Source organism: Gemmatimonadaceae bacterium, assembly GCA_020846935.1.
Lineage (GTDB): Bacteria > Gemmatimonadota > Gemmatimonadetes > Gemmatimonadales > Gemmatimonadaceae > RBC101.
This window is the reverse complement of the sequence record JADLCY010000011.1, coordinates 358,550-373,749: the sequence shown is the minus strand read 5'-3', so window position 1 is coordinate 373,749 and position 15,200 is coordinate 358,550. Positions and strand designations below refer to the sequence as shown.

General features: G+C 69.7%; 12 protein-coding genes and 1 pseudogene. 12 read left to right on the top strand and 1 reads right to left on the bottom strand.

The window, feature by feature from the left end:
- Positions 1-81 precede the first annotated feature (81 nt).
- From IT361_14070 to IT361_14035, 8 genes are all read left to right on the top strand, one after another.
- Positions 82-948, top strand: a complete 867-nt coding sequence (locus IT361_14070) for a DUF58 domain-containing protein (protein MCC6318803.1) — start codon at positions 82-84, stop codon at positions 946-948.
- Positions 945-2,216, top strand: a complete 1,272-nt coding sequence (locus IT361_14065) for a hypothetical protein (GenBank protein MCC6318802.1) — start codon at positions 945-947, stop codon at positions 2,214-2,216. The genes IT361_14070 and IT361_14065 overlap by 4 nt, the downstream gene beginning before the upstream one ends.
- Positions 2,213-4,252, top strand: coding sequence for a hypothetical protein (locus IT361_14060; protein MCC6318801.1), 2,040 nt, complete (start codon positions 2,213-2,215; stop codon positions 4,250-4,252). Before IT361_14065 ends, IT361_14060 begins: the two co-directional genes overlap by 4 nt.
- Entirely contained in the window at positions 4,231-4,860 is a 630-nt protein-coding gene (locus IT361_14055) for a DUF4159 domain-containing protein (GenBank protein MCC6318800.1), read from the top strand. The genes IT361_14060 and IT361_14055 overlap by 22 nt, the downstream gene beginning before the upstream one ends.
- The gene (locus IT361_14050) at positions 4,844-6,175 is read left to right on the top strand and encodes a hypothetical protein (GenBank protein ID MCC6318799.1); all 1,332 of its coding nucleotides are present in this window, start codon (positions 4,844-4,846) and stop codon (positions 6,173-6,175) included. Before IT361_14055 ends, IT361_14050 begins: the two co-directional genes overlap by 17 nt.
- Positions 6,176-6,203: 28 nt before the next feature.
- On the top strand, positions 6,204-7,130 hold the full coding sequence (locus IT361_14045) for a histone deacetylase (protein ID MCC6318798.1): 927 nt from the start codon (positions 6,204-6,206) through the stop codon (positions 7,128-7,130).
- Positions 7,131-7,519: 389 nt separating this feature from the next.
- Positions 7,520-8,110, top strand: coding sequence for a GvpL/GvpF family gas vesicle protein (locus tag IT361_14040; protein MCC6318797.1), 591 nt, complete (start codon positions 7,520-7,522; stop codon positions 8,108-8,110).
- A complete protein-coding gene (locus IT361_14035) occupies positions 8,111-9,121 on the top strand; it encodes a protein kinase (GenBank protein MCC6318796.1) in 1,011 nt (336 codons plus the stop codon).
- Between the two features lie 66 nt (positions 9,122-9,187).
- Here IT361_14035 and IT361_14030 read toward each other — a convergent pair whose 3' ends face one another.
- Positions 9,188-9,688 carry a DUF393 domain-containing protein gene (locus IT361_14030; GenBank protein ID MCC6318795.1) on the bottom strand — a complete coding sequence of 167 codons (501 nt, stop codon included), beginning with the start codon at positions 9,686-9,688 and terminating at the stop codon, positions 9,188-9,190.
- A gap of 149 nt (positions 9,689-9,837) precedes the next feature.
- Here IT361_14030 and priA point away from each other — a divergent pair, with 149 nt between their 5' ends.
- The 4 genes and pseudogenes from priA to IT361_14010 all read left to right on the top strand — a co-directional run bounded on the left by priA (position 9,838) and on the right by IT361_14010 (position 15,019).
- The gene (gene priA, locus IT361_14025; protein ID MCC6318794.1) at positions 9,838-12,168 is read left to right on the top strand and encodes a primosomal protein N'; all 2,331 of its coding nucleotides are present in this window, start codon (positions 9,838-9,840) and stop codon (positions 12,166-12,168) included.
- Between the two features lie 180 nt (positions 12,169-12,348).
- Entirely contained in the window at positions 12,349-13,191 is an 843-nt protein-coding gene (locus IT361_14020; protein ID MCC6318793.1) for a hypothetical protein, read from the top strand.
- A gap of 3 nt (positions 13,192-13,194) precedes the next feature.
- Positions 13,195-13,926 (top strand): sulfite exporter TauE/SafE family protein, encoded by a 732-nt coding sequence (locus tag IT361_14015; GenBank protein MCC6318792.1) that lies wholly within the window; start codon positions 13,195-13,197, stop codon positions 13,924-13,926.
- A 1,006-nt stretch (positions 13,927-14,932) separates the two neighbouring features.
- Positions 14,933-15,019: pseudogene (locus IT361_14010) on the top strand (glycine zipper 2TM domain-containing protein).
- Positions 15,020-15,200 lie beyond the last annotated feature (181 nt).

The following is a 15,200-nucleotide window of genomic DNA, read 5'->3' as shown; positions in this document are numbered from 1 at the left end:
GTCGGAAACGGAGTCAGCGGCGCCGCCGGGTCCGGCGGTCCGCCCGAAACACCAGGTCGCTGACCAGAGCGGTCGCCGGTCATGAATCACGGGCCCCTCCTGGACGCCATTCGCTCGCTCACGTGGCCGTCGCGCCGACGCGTGAGTGGGGCGCGGACCGGCACGCACGTCTCCCGCTTGCGCGGGCGAGCGCCGGAGCTGAGCGAATATCGGGCGTACCGACAGGGCGACGACCCGCGCGACCTCGACTGGAAGCTCCTCGCGCGCAGCGACCGTCCGTTCGTTCGCCTGTCCGATGACCGCGCGATCCACGAGACCTGGTTCGTCGTGGATGCCTCGGCGTCGATGGCGTTCCCTGAGGCGACGCGGGACAAGTGGCGGACAGCATGTGCGCTGACCGTGGGGCTCGCGGCCATCGCGCAGCGCGCCGGTGACCCCGTGGCGCTGCTCGTGCCTGGCGGAACGGCGTCAGCTCAGCTGGCGCCCACCACGCGTCGCGACGCCGTGTTCGCCATCGGGGCCGCACTCGATGCCGTCGACGTCGGGGGCAACACACCGCTTGCGCCGACGCTGCAGCGCGTGGCAACGGGCGTGCGACTCGTGCTGGTCACCGACCTGCTTGGCGACGAAGGCGCGGTGCGTGGCCTAGCGGCGACACACTTCGCCAGCGGTGGAGAAGTCCTGGTCCTTCACCTCGTGTCCCGCGGGGAACTCGACCTCGATCCGGCGGTGGCACTGGTGGAGGATCCGGAGCGTCCGGGCGAGCCGTACCCGGTGGACGCGACGAGCGCGGCCGGCTACGGCGCGTCGTTCGGCGCGTGGCTGGACGCGGTTCGGCGTGACTGGATCGCGCTCGGCGCCACCTATGTTCGCGTGGTCGCTGAGGATGATCCTGTCGCCAGCGTACGCGCGATCGTGGCGGGCGCGCGGGATCAGGCGGTGGGATGATGGCCTTTGCGTCGCCGCTGGTGTGGTGGGCGGTCGCCGCCGCCGTGGCGGGGATCGGTGCGCTGCACCTGCTCTCGTGGCGCCGCCCGCGTCCACGGCTGCTGCCGACGGCGCGATTCCTCCCTGCCGCCACCCAACCCTCGCGTTTTCGCCGCCTCGAACCGAGCGACCTGAGTGTGCTCGCGATTCGCGTGCTCGCGATCCTGGCTATTGGAGCTGCGGCCGTGGGACCGCTGCTGCGCTGGCGAGTGGGCGGGGTCGCGCGCGTCGTGGTCGTCGACCGGTCGCGAGCCGTGGCCGATCCCCGCGAGCACATTTCAGTGCTCGATTCGCTGGCCACCGGTGTCGCCGAGCTACGTGTCATCGCTTTTGATACGGTGGCGCGCACCACCACGCCCGATGGGTTGCGGGCCGATACCACCGTCGGTGGACGGGGTCATCTCGGGGCGGCGCTCATTGTGGCCGCGCGTGCCGTGGCCGACGCACACGCGCGCTTCGACTCGGTCGAGGTCGCGGTGGTGTCTCCGCTCGTCGAGGAGGAGGTGGACGCCGCGCTCGGCCGCATCGTGGCCACGACGCGTGGTCCGGTGACCTTCCGTCGGTTGCGGGCCGCAGCCCCTGCGCCGCGGGCCACGCCACCGGGGAGCGCCCTCCCGTCGATCGATGACGCCGTTGGGGCGTCGGTGCGTGTGGCGTGGGGCGGCGTGCCGGCACACCTGCGGTTGTCACGCGCGTCCCTCACGGCCGCCGACTCGGCGTTTGCCCGTGACGGCGGCGCGACGGTCGTGTGGCCGATCGTCGCGGCGCCCGATAGTGCCGTCGACGCGATCACGGTGGATGGGGTCAGCGCGGTTGCTCCCGTCAGTCGCGTTGCAGGAGACCTTCTTTCAGGAACGCCCCGCGCCCGCTTCGCTGACGGAACGCCTGCGGCGTCGGAGGAGCCTCACGGCGCGGGCTGCATCCGTCACGTCGCCATCGGACTGCCCGTGCGAGGTGACGCGGTGTTGCGCCCGGCGTTCACGGCGGTGGTCCGCGCACTCACGGCGCCGTGCGCGTCGCCGCGACTCGCGCCGGTCGATGCGGCGGTGTTGCGCGCCGACGGCGATGGCCCGCGGGCGGCCGGTGTCATGCGCCCCGATCCCATGCTGCAGCGGGCGTTGCTCGCGCTCGCCCTCATCGCGTTAGGCGTCGAATGGTGGATGCGTCGCCGTCGCGCCGTCGGGGTGACCGGCAACGCCGCCAGCCGACCACGGAGGGAAGCCGCGTGAGCCCGCGTGCCCTCGTCGCGGCGTGGACCACTCGCCTGGCACTCGTTGGCGCCGTGTGCGCGCTCCTGGTCGGGATCGGCGCGGGTGGTGTCGCGCATCTGGTGTCGCGATGGCTTGGTGCCACGGAGACTGCGGCCGTCCTCACCGCACTCGTCGTCGGGCTCATTGGCGCGACGTGGGAGGGATGGCGCCTGACGGGAGGTCGCCTGACCCCCGTCCGCGTCTCGCTCTGGCTCGAGGAGCGCGCGCCTGGGCTCGAGTTCGCGCTGGTTTCCGCGGTGGAGCGCGGGGATGCTCCGGCGGCGTTGCTCGATCGCATCGCGGCCGTCGACGTGAACTCCACGGGGTGGCGTGCGGTGCATCGCGCCTTGTGGTGGCCGCTGGCCCTCGCATTGGCCGGCGTGTTCGCCATGGCCCTGGGAGCACGCCTCGAAGCGCTGCCCGGCGCTGTGGCTCGAATGGCCCGGGAATCCGCGGCGCCTGGCGACCCGTTGGCCACCATACGCGGGCGCATCGAGCCACCGGCCTATGCGCGCCTGCCGGTTGAAGAGTACGCCGACGCTGACGTGCTGCATCCGCTCGTTGGTAGCGCGGTCGTGCTCAGCGGTCGACTCCCCGAAGGCATGGAGCCGGCCACGATCGCGGCGCGCGTGGATTCAGCTGTCCTGCGACCCGCGCGTTCGGGTGACCGGTGGGCGGTCCGACTCGTGGCCGACACCGCCACGCACGTCGTGCGTCTCGCGCACGCGACCACCAGCCGCCTTGTGGTCATCGAGCCGCGTCGCGATTCACTCCCCGTGGTCACCATCGAGCAGCCGGCCCGCGACACGATCTTGCGCGAACCGCGAGGGACCTTTGCGCTGCGCGCGCGGGCGACCGACGACATCGGGCTCGCGTCGGCGGCCATCGAATACATCATCAGCAGCGGCGACGGCGAGCGATTCACGTTCCGCAGCGGCACGCTCGGTGCCGTGCGTCCGTCGTCACGAGCGGTGACCGTGACGGCGACGTTCGATGCCGTGGCGATGAAGCTGGCGGCGGGTGACGTCGTTCACCTGCGCGCCGTGGCCCGTGACGGGAAGACGATCGACGGGCCCGGTGTCGGGTCGTCCGACACGCGCACCATCCGCGTCGCGCGCGCCGGCGAGTACGACTCCGTGGCGGTCGATCCTGCCCCGCCTGCCGAGGCCGACAAGTCACTCCTCAGTCAGCGCATGCTGATCAACCTGACGGAGGCCCTCGTCAGGCGCATGCGCACGCTCGGTCGCGACGATGTGGTCGCCGAGAGCCGCCGGATCTCGCGCGACCAGACGCGACTCCGCAAGCAGGTGAGCGACCTCGTCTTCGCTCGCCTGGGCGACGACGCGTCGGGGGAACACTTCCACGGCGACGGTCACGACCACGATGCGTCGGAGCCGCTCAAGCGCAACCTCACGCCGGAAGAGCTGCTGGCCGCGGCAGAAAAGGCGACCGGCACTGGTCAGAACCTCGTCGAGGAAGGTCATGACGAGACGCCCATCGTGGCGATCAACAAGCCGTTGCTGGAAGCCTACAACGCGATGTGGGATGCGGGCCGCGAGCTGGATACCGGACGGCCGCGAACGGCACTCCCGCCGATGTATGTCGCGCTCGCGGCGATCCAGAAGGCGCGTGCCGCCGAACGACTCTACCTGCGCGGACTTCCTCCGCGTGTGGTCGTGGACCTCGGCAAGGCACGGCTCGCCGGCAAGGAGCGTGGGAAGAGCGTGATCCGCGCGGCGAGCCGCCCGGCCGAACCGTTGCGACGCACCGCGATCGGGCGCATCGAACGCGCGCTGGCGCTCGGAACGCCGGGTGCGGCGGCCGATTCGCTTCTCATCGTCAGGCTGTCGATCGTTGGTCAGCTCCCCGACGCGGCGCGAGCGATGGACGCCCTGATCGCTGCCGTGCGGTCCGGTCGCGATGCCAGCGCCGACGTCGAAGCCGTGCGTCGGTCCCTCGACGCCGGCTCATCGCGCCGCGACGCCATCTCGTTCTGGACCGGGCCGCGACCGTGAGCGAGTTCACCTTTGCCACCCTGCAGTACGAGTCCGGCGACTGGGACAGCGCTCCGGTGCTCCCGGCGAACATCATCGACTCCATCGCGCGCTACACCACCCTGGAGGTCGCACCCTCCGGCCGCATCGTGCCCCTCGGTTCCGACGAGTTGATGAAGTACCCGCTCGTCTGGATGACCGGCCACCTCCCCGTGCGCTTCACCGCGCAGGAGCGCGACGTGCTGGCGCGCTATCTCGATCGCGGTGGGCTGCTCTTTGTCGACGATCACAACCACGACATCGACGGCATGTTTCACAGGACCGCGGTCGAGGAGATCGAACGGGTCGCCGGGAAACTGAGCAAGCTGCCCAACACGCACCCGCTCTATTCTGTGCACTTCAGCTTCCCCGACGGACCGCCGGCGACGTCGCACGAGCTGAACGGCTGGGGCGACAACCTCATTCACCCGTACCTCATGGGCGCGAGCCGCGACGGGCGGCTCACGGTGCTCTACAGCAACAAGGACTACAGCTCCGAGTGGAACTTCCATCCGGACAACAAGCGCTTCTACGCCGTGGACAACACACGGTTTGCAGTGAACCTCGTGGTCTATGCGCTTACCCGCTGACCTGCGGCACGGGCTCGAGCGCGCCTGCCGCGCCGGAGCGATCGTCGCGATAGTGCTCCTCGCGTGGCGCGTGGGACGGCCACGGGAAGGCGAAGGCCTGCGGGTTGGCAACACCTCGGGGCTTGGTGGCGCGCTCGCGCGAGCGACCGAGTCGCCGGTGGCCGCGCTCGATCTCCGGCTCGACTCGCTGCCGGGCCCCGCCGAACGCGCGTGGCTCTCGGCGATTGCATCGAGCGGAACACCGGTGCAGTGGCAGGCCACGGGTTCGCTGCCATCGCTTGCGGTGGCCGCTGAGCCACTTGTCGACCCGCAGGGCGGCGTCCGCGTCACGGCGTTCGCGCCCGTTGGTGCGTCCTTGCGCATGGCCGACAGCATCGGCGTGCTTGACTCCACCGTGATCGGCGCGCTCGGCGTGCGTGTCGTCGAATCGATCACGGCCGGTGGCCTTCGCGCGGAGCAGCGCGAGGGAACCGCGAGCGCAGCGTCGGTGGACTCGCTCGAGCTCTTGCCGGTGCTGGTGCTGGCGCGGGCCGGGTGGGAAGGGCGCTTCACCGCGGCGGCGCTCCAGGAGGCCGGGTGGCGCGTCGAGGTGGACTTTGGCGTCACCGATCCCAGCGTACCCAACGCAGGCGGGGGCGCGAACGTGCGCACGAGCGAAGCGGCGCTGCCCATCGACACGGCGCGCTACTCGGCCGTCATCGCACTCGACGAACACGCGGCGAGCAGAGCGGCGTCCATCGTGCGATTCGTTCGGGATGGCGGCGGTGTGGTCCTTGGCCCGGCGGCCGCAACCCTGCCAGCGCTCGCGGTCGTGTTGCCTGCGCGACCTGGGGCGTCGGTCGCAGGGGAGGTGGGTGGGCTCGGTCGCCTCAACCCACGTACAGGCCTCTCGGCGCGAGCGCTCGTTGGTCTGCGCGACGACGCGGTCGCCGTGGACAGGCGGGGGCCGATCGTGCTGGTCGCCGCGAGGCGCGTCGGGCCTGGGCGCGCTCTCGTCATCGGATACTCCGAGACCTGGCGCTGGCGCATGGAGGGTGGGCCGACGTCGCCGGAAGACCATCGCGCGTGGTGGTCCGCCATCGTTGGCAGTGTGTCACGGATCCGCGTGTCAGAGGATACGAAGTCGAACCTGATCAGTGCAGCCGATCCCGCACCGTATGCCTCGCTCGTAGGCGCATTGGGGCAACCGGTGGCCCAAACCAGGTCACTGGAGGACCCACGCCAGGAGTTGGCACTGGAGGTTCTCCTCGCCCTGCTCGCGCTCGCCCTGCTGCTGGCAGAGTGGGCTTCGCGGCGTACGCGCGGCGCCACATGAGACCATCGGGCGCTTCGACGGGGTTGGCGTGAGCGTCGCGTACATCTCGCACGCCGACTGCGGGCGCCACGACACCGGCTGGCATCACCCCGAGCACGTCGGGCGGCTGCGCGCGATCCCACGCGCATTGCGCAACGAGTTCGATCTGTACCAATCCCTGTTGCATCACGAAGCCAGGCACGCAACCGAGGGGGAGCTTCAACTCGCACACGACCCCGCGTACGTGAATGCGGTGCGTGCGCTGGCCGCGGCAGGAGGTGGCCGAGCCGACGCCGACACCGTGGCCAGCGACGGTACCTGGGAAGCGGCAACGGCAGCCACCGGCGCGCTGCTCGACGGCGTCGACATGGTGTTCAACGGCCGCGCCTCTCGTGCCTTTTGCGCCGTGCGACCGCCCGGCCACCACGCGCTGCGCGCCCACGCCATGGGCTTCTGCTTCTTTGGGAGCGTGGCGATTGCGGCCCACTACGCGCGCGCGCGTCACGGCATCGGGCGCGTGCTCATCCTCGACTGGGATGTGCACCACGGCAACGGGACGCAGGCGCTCGTCGAAGCCGAGCCCGACATCCATTTCGTGTCATTGCACCAGTGGCCCTGGTACCCGGGCACGGGTCCGGCAGAAGATCGGGGGCCGCATGGCACAGTTTTCAACGTGCCGATGGCCCCTGGGCTTCCTGCCGCGAGCTATGTCGACGCGCTGCGGACCGCGATCGACCGCGCGACGAACGGGTGGACCCCGGAACTGGTCCTCGTTTCGGCCGGGTTCGACAGCCTCCGGGGCGACCCGCTGGGGGGGTTCACGCTGGAAATGGAGCATTTCGACCTTCTCACGCGGGAGGTCGTGGCGAAAGCGACCGCGTGGTGCGGTGGTCGGGTAGTCAGCGCGCTCGAGGGCGGCTATGATCCCGCGCGGCTCGGCGAGGCCTGTGTGACGCATCTCCGGGCGCTGGGATAGGGCGAACACAACACGGTGGGGCGCGGGCGCGCGCGTGCGGACCGGCCCCGTGACACGACTCCAGCGGACCGATGGGGTTTCGTGGTTCACCCGAACCGTCACCGTGTCGGTCGCCGTTGCGTAACTCGTTGGGAATGAACGGGAAAGCAGGTCGCTGGGGTTGTGACGAAGCACACCCCCGCAGTCGTCCTGAGACGAACGCGGAAGCGCGGCGCAGGTCGGAAAGTTCTGTTCGAGTCTGGCACGCGTTCCACCGATACTCGGGCAGAGTCGGTGGCGCTCAACAAAGGCAGCGGCACCGGGCATCGGGTCGGTGGGTCCATTACCTCCGGAGTGTTGTGATTCGATCGTTCAGTGGCCGCCAGGCGGCAGTCGGGAGCGAAGGTGTCATGCTCTTTGCCGTCGTGGCCCGTGACGCAGGTACGCTGTCGCGGTCGTTGGAGGTGGACGTCGTGTCGCTCCGCGACCTGATCGCACTCGTCAGGCGCGTGCCCTACGCGCGCGTGGACGCCACGTCGCTCGCGATTGGCGAGTACCGCGCGGTGGTCGAGGGAGCGTTCACGAACCAGCCCGTGGTGCCGGTGCCATTTGGTGCGGTGTTCCGCTCGCGCGACGCGCTCGTGCGCTGGATGGAGCTGCACTATGTCGCCCTCCGCGAGGGCCTGGAGTTTGTTCACGACAAAGCCGCCGCTCGCGTACGCATGGTCGCTCGTGTCGATGCCGCGGGCCCCGACTTCGAAGCGGCCGTCTTTGACTCCATGCGCGTGCTCACCCGCCACGCCGTGGCGACGGTATCACGGTCCGAGGCCGCCGAGCACGGTGCACGGGTCGCCGACAGCTCGTTCCTCGTCGATCGTGAGAAGTGGTCAGCGTTTGTCGATGCGGTGCGCGACGAACAGCAGCGTTCGGAAGCCGTGACGATCGAGCAGTCGGGACCCTGGCCCGCATACGACTTCGTGCGTCTGCACTTCGGAGGCTAGGTGTTCTGTCCCGAGTGCGGCACGTGGAACCGTACCCGCGCGGTGCAATGCGGGCGATGCGCGGCGCCGCTGCCCGAGGTCTCGGGCCCGCCGATGGAGCAGCCGGACAGCGAGCTCACGAACCTGCGCCGCTCATCCGGTGGCCGGTATCGTGTGACGCGTCGCATGGGCAGCGGCGGCATGGCGCACGTGTACTACGCGCAACACGCCAAGCTCGATCGGCCGCTCGTGATCAAGGTCCTCCACCAGCACCTCGCCAAAGATCCGGAGATGCGCGAGCGGTTTCGCCGCGAGGCTGAGGCCAGCGCGCAGTTGTATCACCCGAACATCTGCCCCATCCTCGACTTCACCGAACTGAACGACCTCGTCTTTCTCGTGATGCCGTACCTGGCCGGTGGTTCGCTGGCCGATGTGCTGATCCGGGACAAGACGGTGGCCCCCGCGTCCGCGGCCTCCATCTGCGCGCAGGTGGCGACCGCGCTCGACTACGCGCACCGGCGAGGCATCGTCCACCGCGACGTAAAGCCGGACAACGTGCTCTTCGACGAAGACGGGCACGCGCAGCTCACCGACTTCGGCATTGCCACGGCCCGCTTTCACGGCCGCCTCACACGCATGGGCCGGGCGATGGGCACGCCGCACTACATGTCGCCCGAGCAGGCCATGGGCAAGATGGTCGACGGCCGCAGCGATCTCTACGCCGTGGGCGTGATGCTCTACGAAATGGTGCTCGGCTTTCCTCCGTTTGACGGGGCCGACTCGTATTCGGTGGGCTACAAGCAGGTGCACGAGCAGGCCGTCGCGCCGGACGTCGTCGACTCGCGCGTGCCGTCGGAGTTGTCGAACATCGTCATGCGCTGCCTGGCCAAGGCGGCCGACGACAGGTACCAGACCGGGAACGAGCTGGCCGACGCGCTGTTGTCGTTCCTTGCGCAGGGCGACAACCGGAGCGGCCAGCGTGCGGCCTTTCTCGCACGACGCACCGCCAGCGCGGCCGTCGCGTCGCTGTAGGGCACGGCCCCTGGCGTTCGCTTTCGCCCAGTCACGGCAGGTCCGACCTGGTGGTCCGGCGCGTCGTCAGTCCAGGAATCGCGCGCGCTGCTCGGGTGTGGGGATCGGGCAGCTGTCGTAGCGGCCAAACCATCCGTAGCGACGACGCGCGATGGCGTCGTAAACGGCATCGCGCACGACCCGCGGAATGACATACGCGGCCACGGCGATGGCCCAGGCGCCGCCGACATAGCGCGCGACCTCGAGGGCGGCGGTCGACTTCACCCACGCCCCGTCCTTGTACAGCACCACCACCGAGTCCACGTCCGCGATCTGCGGCAGCGCACGTCTGGCCGCGTCGCCGATGGGTCCCTGGAGCGTGGCGAAACGCATCGTACCGGAAGGGTCGCGCGCCAGCACCCACTGAACGAAGCCGTTGCAGAGCCCGCACACGCCGTCGTAGAGCACGACGTAGCCGTGCGTGTCGATCAGGGCTCGAAGGTCGACCTTGTCGTGCGGCGCGGTGACGGTTGCGGGTCGGGCCACGGCGTTGCGGTCAGGGCGGGGGATCAGTGACACATGGATCATAGCGGCCAGGCCTGTGTCGGGTTCCCGCCTTTCCTCAGCACCGCAAACGCCGGCCGCGCAACTCGTCGGACGGCCCCCGAGTCGACCGCCGAGCCGCTCAGGCAACGTGGTGCAAACACCACGGCCACCACCGCGCTAGACTTTGCCGGATGCCACGACTCGTGGACGTCGCGCTCGCGCTCCCCCTCCACCGCACCTTCCGGTACACCGTGGGCCCCGATGCCCCGACGGACATTGCGGCTGGCACGCGCGTCGTCGTGCCGTTCAGGAGTCGACGGGAGATCGGCATCGTCGTCGGCTCGCATGACGGCGACCCGCCGGACTCCCACGCGCCAGACGCCCATTCGCCCCGCGTCCTGAAGGCCGTCCACGCGTGGCCGGACGCCGAGGCGGCCATCAGGCCAGCACTGCTCGAAACCTGCCGCTGGATGGCGCAACACTACGTCGCGCCGCTTGGGGTCGCGCTCCGGTCAGCGTTGCCGGTGCTCCTCACCTCGGCGACCGCTCCCGCTCCGCCGGGCAAGCGCCAGCGAGTCGTGGTGATCGAGCGGCTGCTCGATTCCCTCATGGCTCGCGACGATGCCTTCCGGCGCTCGCCCAAACAGCGCGTCGTTTACGAATACCTGGAGCACGTCGGCGGCCGCGCCACGGCGGCCTCCATCATCTCCACACTCGGTGTGACCGACGGCGTCGTGGCCTCGCTCGCCGCGCGCGGGCTCGTTCGCATAGAGCAGGAGTCGGTGCTGCGAGACCCGTTCGCCGGGCGTTCCGCGGCGTCAACCGTGCGACACGAGCCAACAGCGGCGCAGGCGGCGGCGATCGAGCGCATCGGCGCGCGGAGCCCGGGCCAGGTCACGCTCCTCCATGGCGTGACCGGAAGCGGCAAGACCCTGGTCTACCTCGACGTGCTGCGTCGCGTGCTCGCCGAGCCGGGGTCGAGTGCGATCGTGCTCGTGCCGGAAATCGCGCTCACGCCGCAGACCGTTGCGCGCTTCCGGGCGGTCTTCGGCGATCAGGTCGCCGTGTTGCACAGCGCGTTGAGCGACGGCGAGCGACTGGACGCGTGGCGCGCCCTGCACCGCGGGGAGCGACGCATCGCGGTCGGTGCACGCTCGGCGATCTTTGCCCCGCTCGATCGCGTGCGCGCGATCATCGTGGACGAAGAGCATGAGGCGAGCTACAAACAGGGCGAAGCGCCGCGCTATCACGCGCGCGACGTGGCGATCGTGCGCGCCAGGCACGAGGGCGCCGTCGTCGTCCTCGGCAGCGCCACGCCCTCGCTGGACACGTGGGCCCGTGTGCGCGGCGGCCACGTCGATCTGGTCGCCCTCCCCGATCGTGTGGGCGGCAGCACCCTGCCGAGTGTGGAAGTGGTCGATCTGCGTGACTCGCGCCCTCCCGCAACCGCAGCGGAGCCGAGTGAGCGACTCCCGTCGCCTGAACAGCGTCCGTCAGCGGCGCGCGATCCGTTTCGGCGCGTGCTCTCCGCGCCGCTCGAACGCGCGCTCGTCGAGCGTGTGGAGCGGGGCGAACAGGCGATTCTCCTGCTCAACCGGCGGGGCTACTCGTCGTTCCTCCAGTGCAACGCGTGCGGCGACGTGGCGGCGTGCCCAAACTGCTCGATCTCGCTGACGTATCACCGGCATCCCGATCGGCTCGCGTGTCACTACTGCGGACACAGCGAAGCGCCGTACACGGAATGCCGTCGCTGCCGGCACGCGACCGTGCGGCAGCGTGGCCTCGGGACGCAGCAGGTCGAGCGATTGCTCGGCGAGCGCATGCCGGCGCTGCGCATCGCGCGCATGGACATGGACACCACGACCGGGAAGTGGGCACACGCCGACATCCTCGAGAAGGTCGGACGCGGTGAGGTCGACGTACTTCTCGGCACGCAAATGATCGCCAAGGGGCTCGACTTCCCCAACGTGACACTGGTCGGCGTGATCGATGCCGACGTCGGTATCAACCTTCCCGACTTCCGCGCGTCGGAACGCGCCTTTCAGCTCCTCGCCCAGGTGGCCGGCCGCGCGGGCCGAGGTGTGAAGGGCGGCCACGTCGTCATCCAGACGCGCATGCCCGAACACCACGCGATCCAGTGCGCCGTGTCGCACGACTACCATGCGTTCGTCGCGCAGGAACTCGAGGGACGAACGTCCCCGCCGTATCCGCCGACCACGCGTCTGGCCAACGTCGTGGTGAGCGGGCTCGACGAGTCTGCGGTTGCCGAGGCCGCGCAGGGCGCGACACAATGGCTCAACCGCCTGGTCCGGGCGCGGTCGCTGTCCGGTCTCGCCGTTGTTGGCCCCGCGCCATGTCCGGTCGATCGGATCAAGGAGCGGTGGCGCTGGCACTTGCTCCTGCGCTCGTCGGACGGCGGTCTGCTCACCAGCGTGTTGCAGTACCTGGCCACCCGCTACGAACTCCCCGATCGACATGCGCTTCGCCTCACGATCGACCGCGATCCGCAGAGCCTTCTGTAGTAGGCTGGCAAGCAGGCGGTGAGCACCCGCGGTGCCGGCCAGCCGGTTCGGCCCGGCTCGACGGCGCACTATCTTTCCCCCTCGACCATTTCATCCGGGAACACTCATGGACTCCAGGTTCCGGCACGGCGGCCCAGCGCACCGGCGCGCCCGCAGCATGACCAACATGGAGCGCGCGTTGTGAACGATACCGCGTGGCGATTCCTGACGGCGGTGCTGGAGCGGGTTCCCGAGGCACGCATCGTGGATGTGCGGCTGTTCCCGGCGATTCGACAGGGCGGGATCGAAAGCGGCCTTGCGGTCCTCGCGGTGGAGCCGCCGCCGGCAGTTGTCGCTGACGATACGTTGCTCGCGTCGAGTACCATCGCGGTCGAGCCCGGGGATGCGTTGGGCGTCGTTGGGGTCGTCGCCGATGTGGAGGTCGAACTGGCGCATCCCCACGCGGACGAGCCCGAGCTCATCCAGGTTCACGCTGATGCGCCCGGGCCTGATGACGCGCTGATCGTTGATGCACCATCGCCCGAGCTGGCCGCAGGCGGCTTGCCGGTGCGCGCCGAGCATCTCGATGTGGACGTCGCCGTGGACCGGGAGGCGACATGGGAAGTCGCCTCCGAGGGCGTCGTCGTTGAATACGAGAGCCTTGCCGGGTACGCGGAGGTGAGCATCCCGATGGAGGCCGCTGATGTCGTGTTGGCTGACGCTGCACCGATCGACGGAGAGGAGACCGTCGCGTTAGGCGACCTGCTTGCGTTGCCGGCGCCGGAACGCCCGCAGGAGCGCGAGCCCGAGAGCCGCCGCCGGCTGGAGATCCTCTGCGCGCGCTACAAGCTCCTCGTGAAGGGTCCCGACCGCGGCAAGTGGGACCTCGAGATCGTGCACCAGGCCGATGCGCCGCTCGATACGCTAGAAAAGGTCATCGCCGGCGTCGTGCGGCGCGCCGGCGAGGAGGCGGACCCGGAGCGCTATTCCCGCGAGTCGCTGCGTGCGGCGCTGGATGCGCCCGCGTGGGCCCGGAGCGCCTGACGCATGGAAGCACCGACGATCGGGTTGTTCATCGCATTCACGGCGGGTCTGCTCTCGTTTCTCTCGCCGTGCGTCCTTCCGCTGGTCCCGAGCTACGTCACGTTCATCACCGGCCTCTCCATCGACGACGTCCAGACGGCCTCGGCACGTCGCACGGCACTCGTGCATGGCCTGCTGTTCACGCTTGGGTTCTCGCTGATCTTCATCGTCCTTGGCGCGATCGCGTCCGGGTTCGGCCAGATCATGGCGGCCAATCGCGGTTGGATCAGCCAGGTCGGAGGCGTGGTGATCATCGTGTTCGGGTTGTACCTCATGGGCTTCCTGAACATCGGCTGGATGGCGCAGGATCGGCGGCTGCACCTCAAGGACAAGCCGATGGGCTATGCGGGGACGGTGTTCGTCGGTATTGCCTTTGGCGCCGGCTGGACGCCGTGCATCGGGCCGATCCTTGGCGGTATCCTGATGTACGCGTCCGGCCAGGAGAGCCTGGGCCGCGGCGTCGTCCTCCTGACCGCGTACTCGTTAGGCCTCGCGGTGCCGTTCATCCTGTCCGCGCTCGCGGTGGATCGCTTCATGGCGTTCTTCCGTCGCGTCAGGCGCCAGATCGGATGGCTCTCGCGCGGGACCGGCGCGGTGATGGTGGCGATCGGGTTGCTGATGGTCACCAATCGATTCACGATGCTCGCCGCCTGGCTCACGCGGTTCACGCCGGACTTTCTGCTCGAGCGGCTCTGAGCGTCGCGCTCGCCTCTCGGTACCACCGCCGCTCGCCTTTCGGTACCGCCGCTCGCCTCTCCGTATCGCCGCTCGCCTCTCGGTACCGCCGCTCGCCTCTCCGTACCGCGCCACTCGCCTCTCCGTACCGCGCCACTCGCCTCTCCGTACCGCCGCCGCTCCCGTGTCTGGTGACTGGCATCACGTCGCCAGCGACTCATCCGCTCGGCCGTGGTCGAGTGCGCCGTCGCGGCGCACCAGCAAAGGCACCAAAGGCACCCTGACCGGGTATCTTGTGGCGTCCCCCTTTCCCGAACCGCCGAGGCCCTCGATGACTCGTGCCTTCCGACGCGGCCGCGTGATGAGCGCCGCGCTTGCATTGATCGCTGTTGCCGCCTGCTCGCGTGAGCCAAAGCAGGACGCGCTCGCCAACGACTCCTCGCTGCAGCGCGACCTGGCGCGTGCGGGCGCGGACACCGCGGTGCAGCCCCAACTGCAGGACGTGCCGCCAGCGGAGACGCCGGCACCCGCCGCCCCCGCGCCCGCGACGCCGGCGCCCACACGCCCGCGCCCGCGGCCCACATCGCCGCCACCGCGGCCGACCCCTACGCCCACGCCACCACCGGCACCGACGCCAACCAATACCACGCCATCCGGGAACACGTCGGAGAAGGGCACTGGTGTGGCCGAGAAGGCCGGTGGCGCGATTGCCGCGGGAACGACGATCAAGCTCGATGCGGCCAACAAGGTCTGCACCAACACCAACAAGGTCGGTGATCGCTTTACCGCGACCGTCGCGGACAACGTGGCCGGCAGCAACGGCGTCATGATCCCGGCCGGCGCCGATGTGACGCTCGAACTCACGGAACTCAAGCGCAGCGAAAACACGAACGACCAGATCGTGATCGGCCTGCGCGTGATCTCGGTGGCGTTTGGCGGCAAGACGTATCCGCTCGACGCTGACGTGCAAACCGCCACCATCGATCGCGTCCGCAACTCGTCCACCGGGAACGACGCCAAGAAGGTCGCTGGGGGCGCCGCAGTTGGCGCCGTCCTCGGTCAGGTGCTGGGCAAGAACCGCAAGGGCACGCTCATCGGTGCCGCCGCCGGCGCGGCGGCGGGTGCCGCCGCAGCGGCCGCTACCGCGAACTACGAGGGTTGCCTGAACGCGGGCGCCGACATCGTGGTGAAGCTCAACTCGTCAGTGACGGTGGCTGGCGCGTAGTGCGTGTGCGCGCAGGCGCGTAGTCAGCGACCACGTGCCGCGCGGGCCATCGAGTCACACGGAGGTACAG

What these genes read in the sequence shown, in the direction of transcription:
- IT361_14050 (MCC6318799.1), top strand. Translation starts at nt 4,844, where the DNA reads ATGCGCTTACCCGCTGACCTGCGGCACGGGCTCGAGCGCGCCTGCCGC.
- IT361_14070 (MCC6318803.1), top strand. Translation starts at nt 82, where the DNA reads ATGAATCACGGGCCCCTCCTGGACGCCATTCGCTCGCTCACGTGGCCG.
- IT361_14040 (MCC6318797.1), top strand. Translation starts at nt 7,520, where the DNA reads ATGCTCTTTGCCGTCGTGGCCCGTGACGCAGGTACGCTGTCGCGGTCG.
- IT361_14015 (MCC6318792.1), top strand. Translation starts at nt 13,195, where the DNA reads ATGGAAGCACCGACGATCGGGTTGTTCATCGCATTCACGGCGGGTCTG.
- IT361_14030 (MCC6318795.1), bottom strand. Translation starts at nt 9,688, where the DNA reads ATGATCCATGTGTCACTGATCCCCCGCCCTGACCGCAACGCCGTGGCC.
- priA (MCC6318794.1), top strand. Translation starts at nt 9,838, where the DNA reads ATGCCACGACTCGTGGACGTCGCGCTCGCGCTCCCCCTCCACCGCACC.
- IT361_14065 (MCC6318802.1), top strand. Translation starts at nt 945, where the DNA reads ATGATGGCCTTTGCGTCGCCGCTGGTGTGGTGGGCGGTCGCCGCCGCC.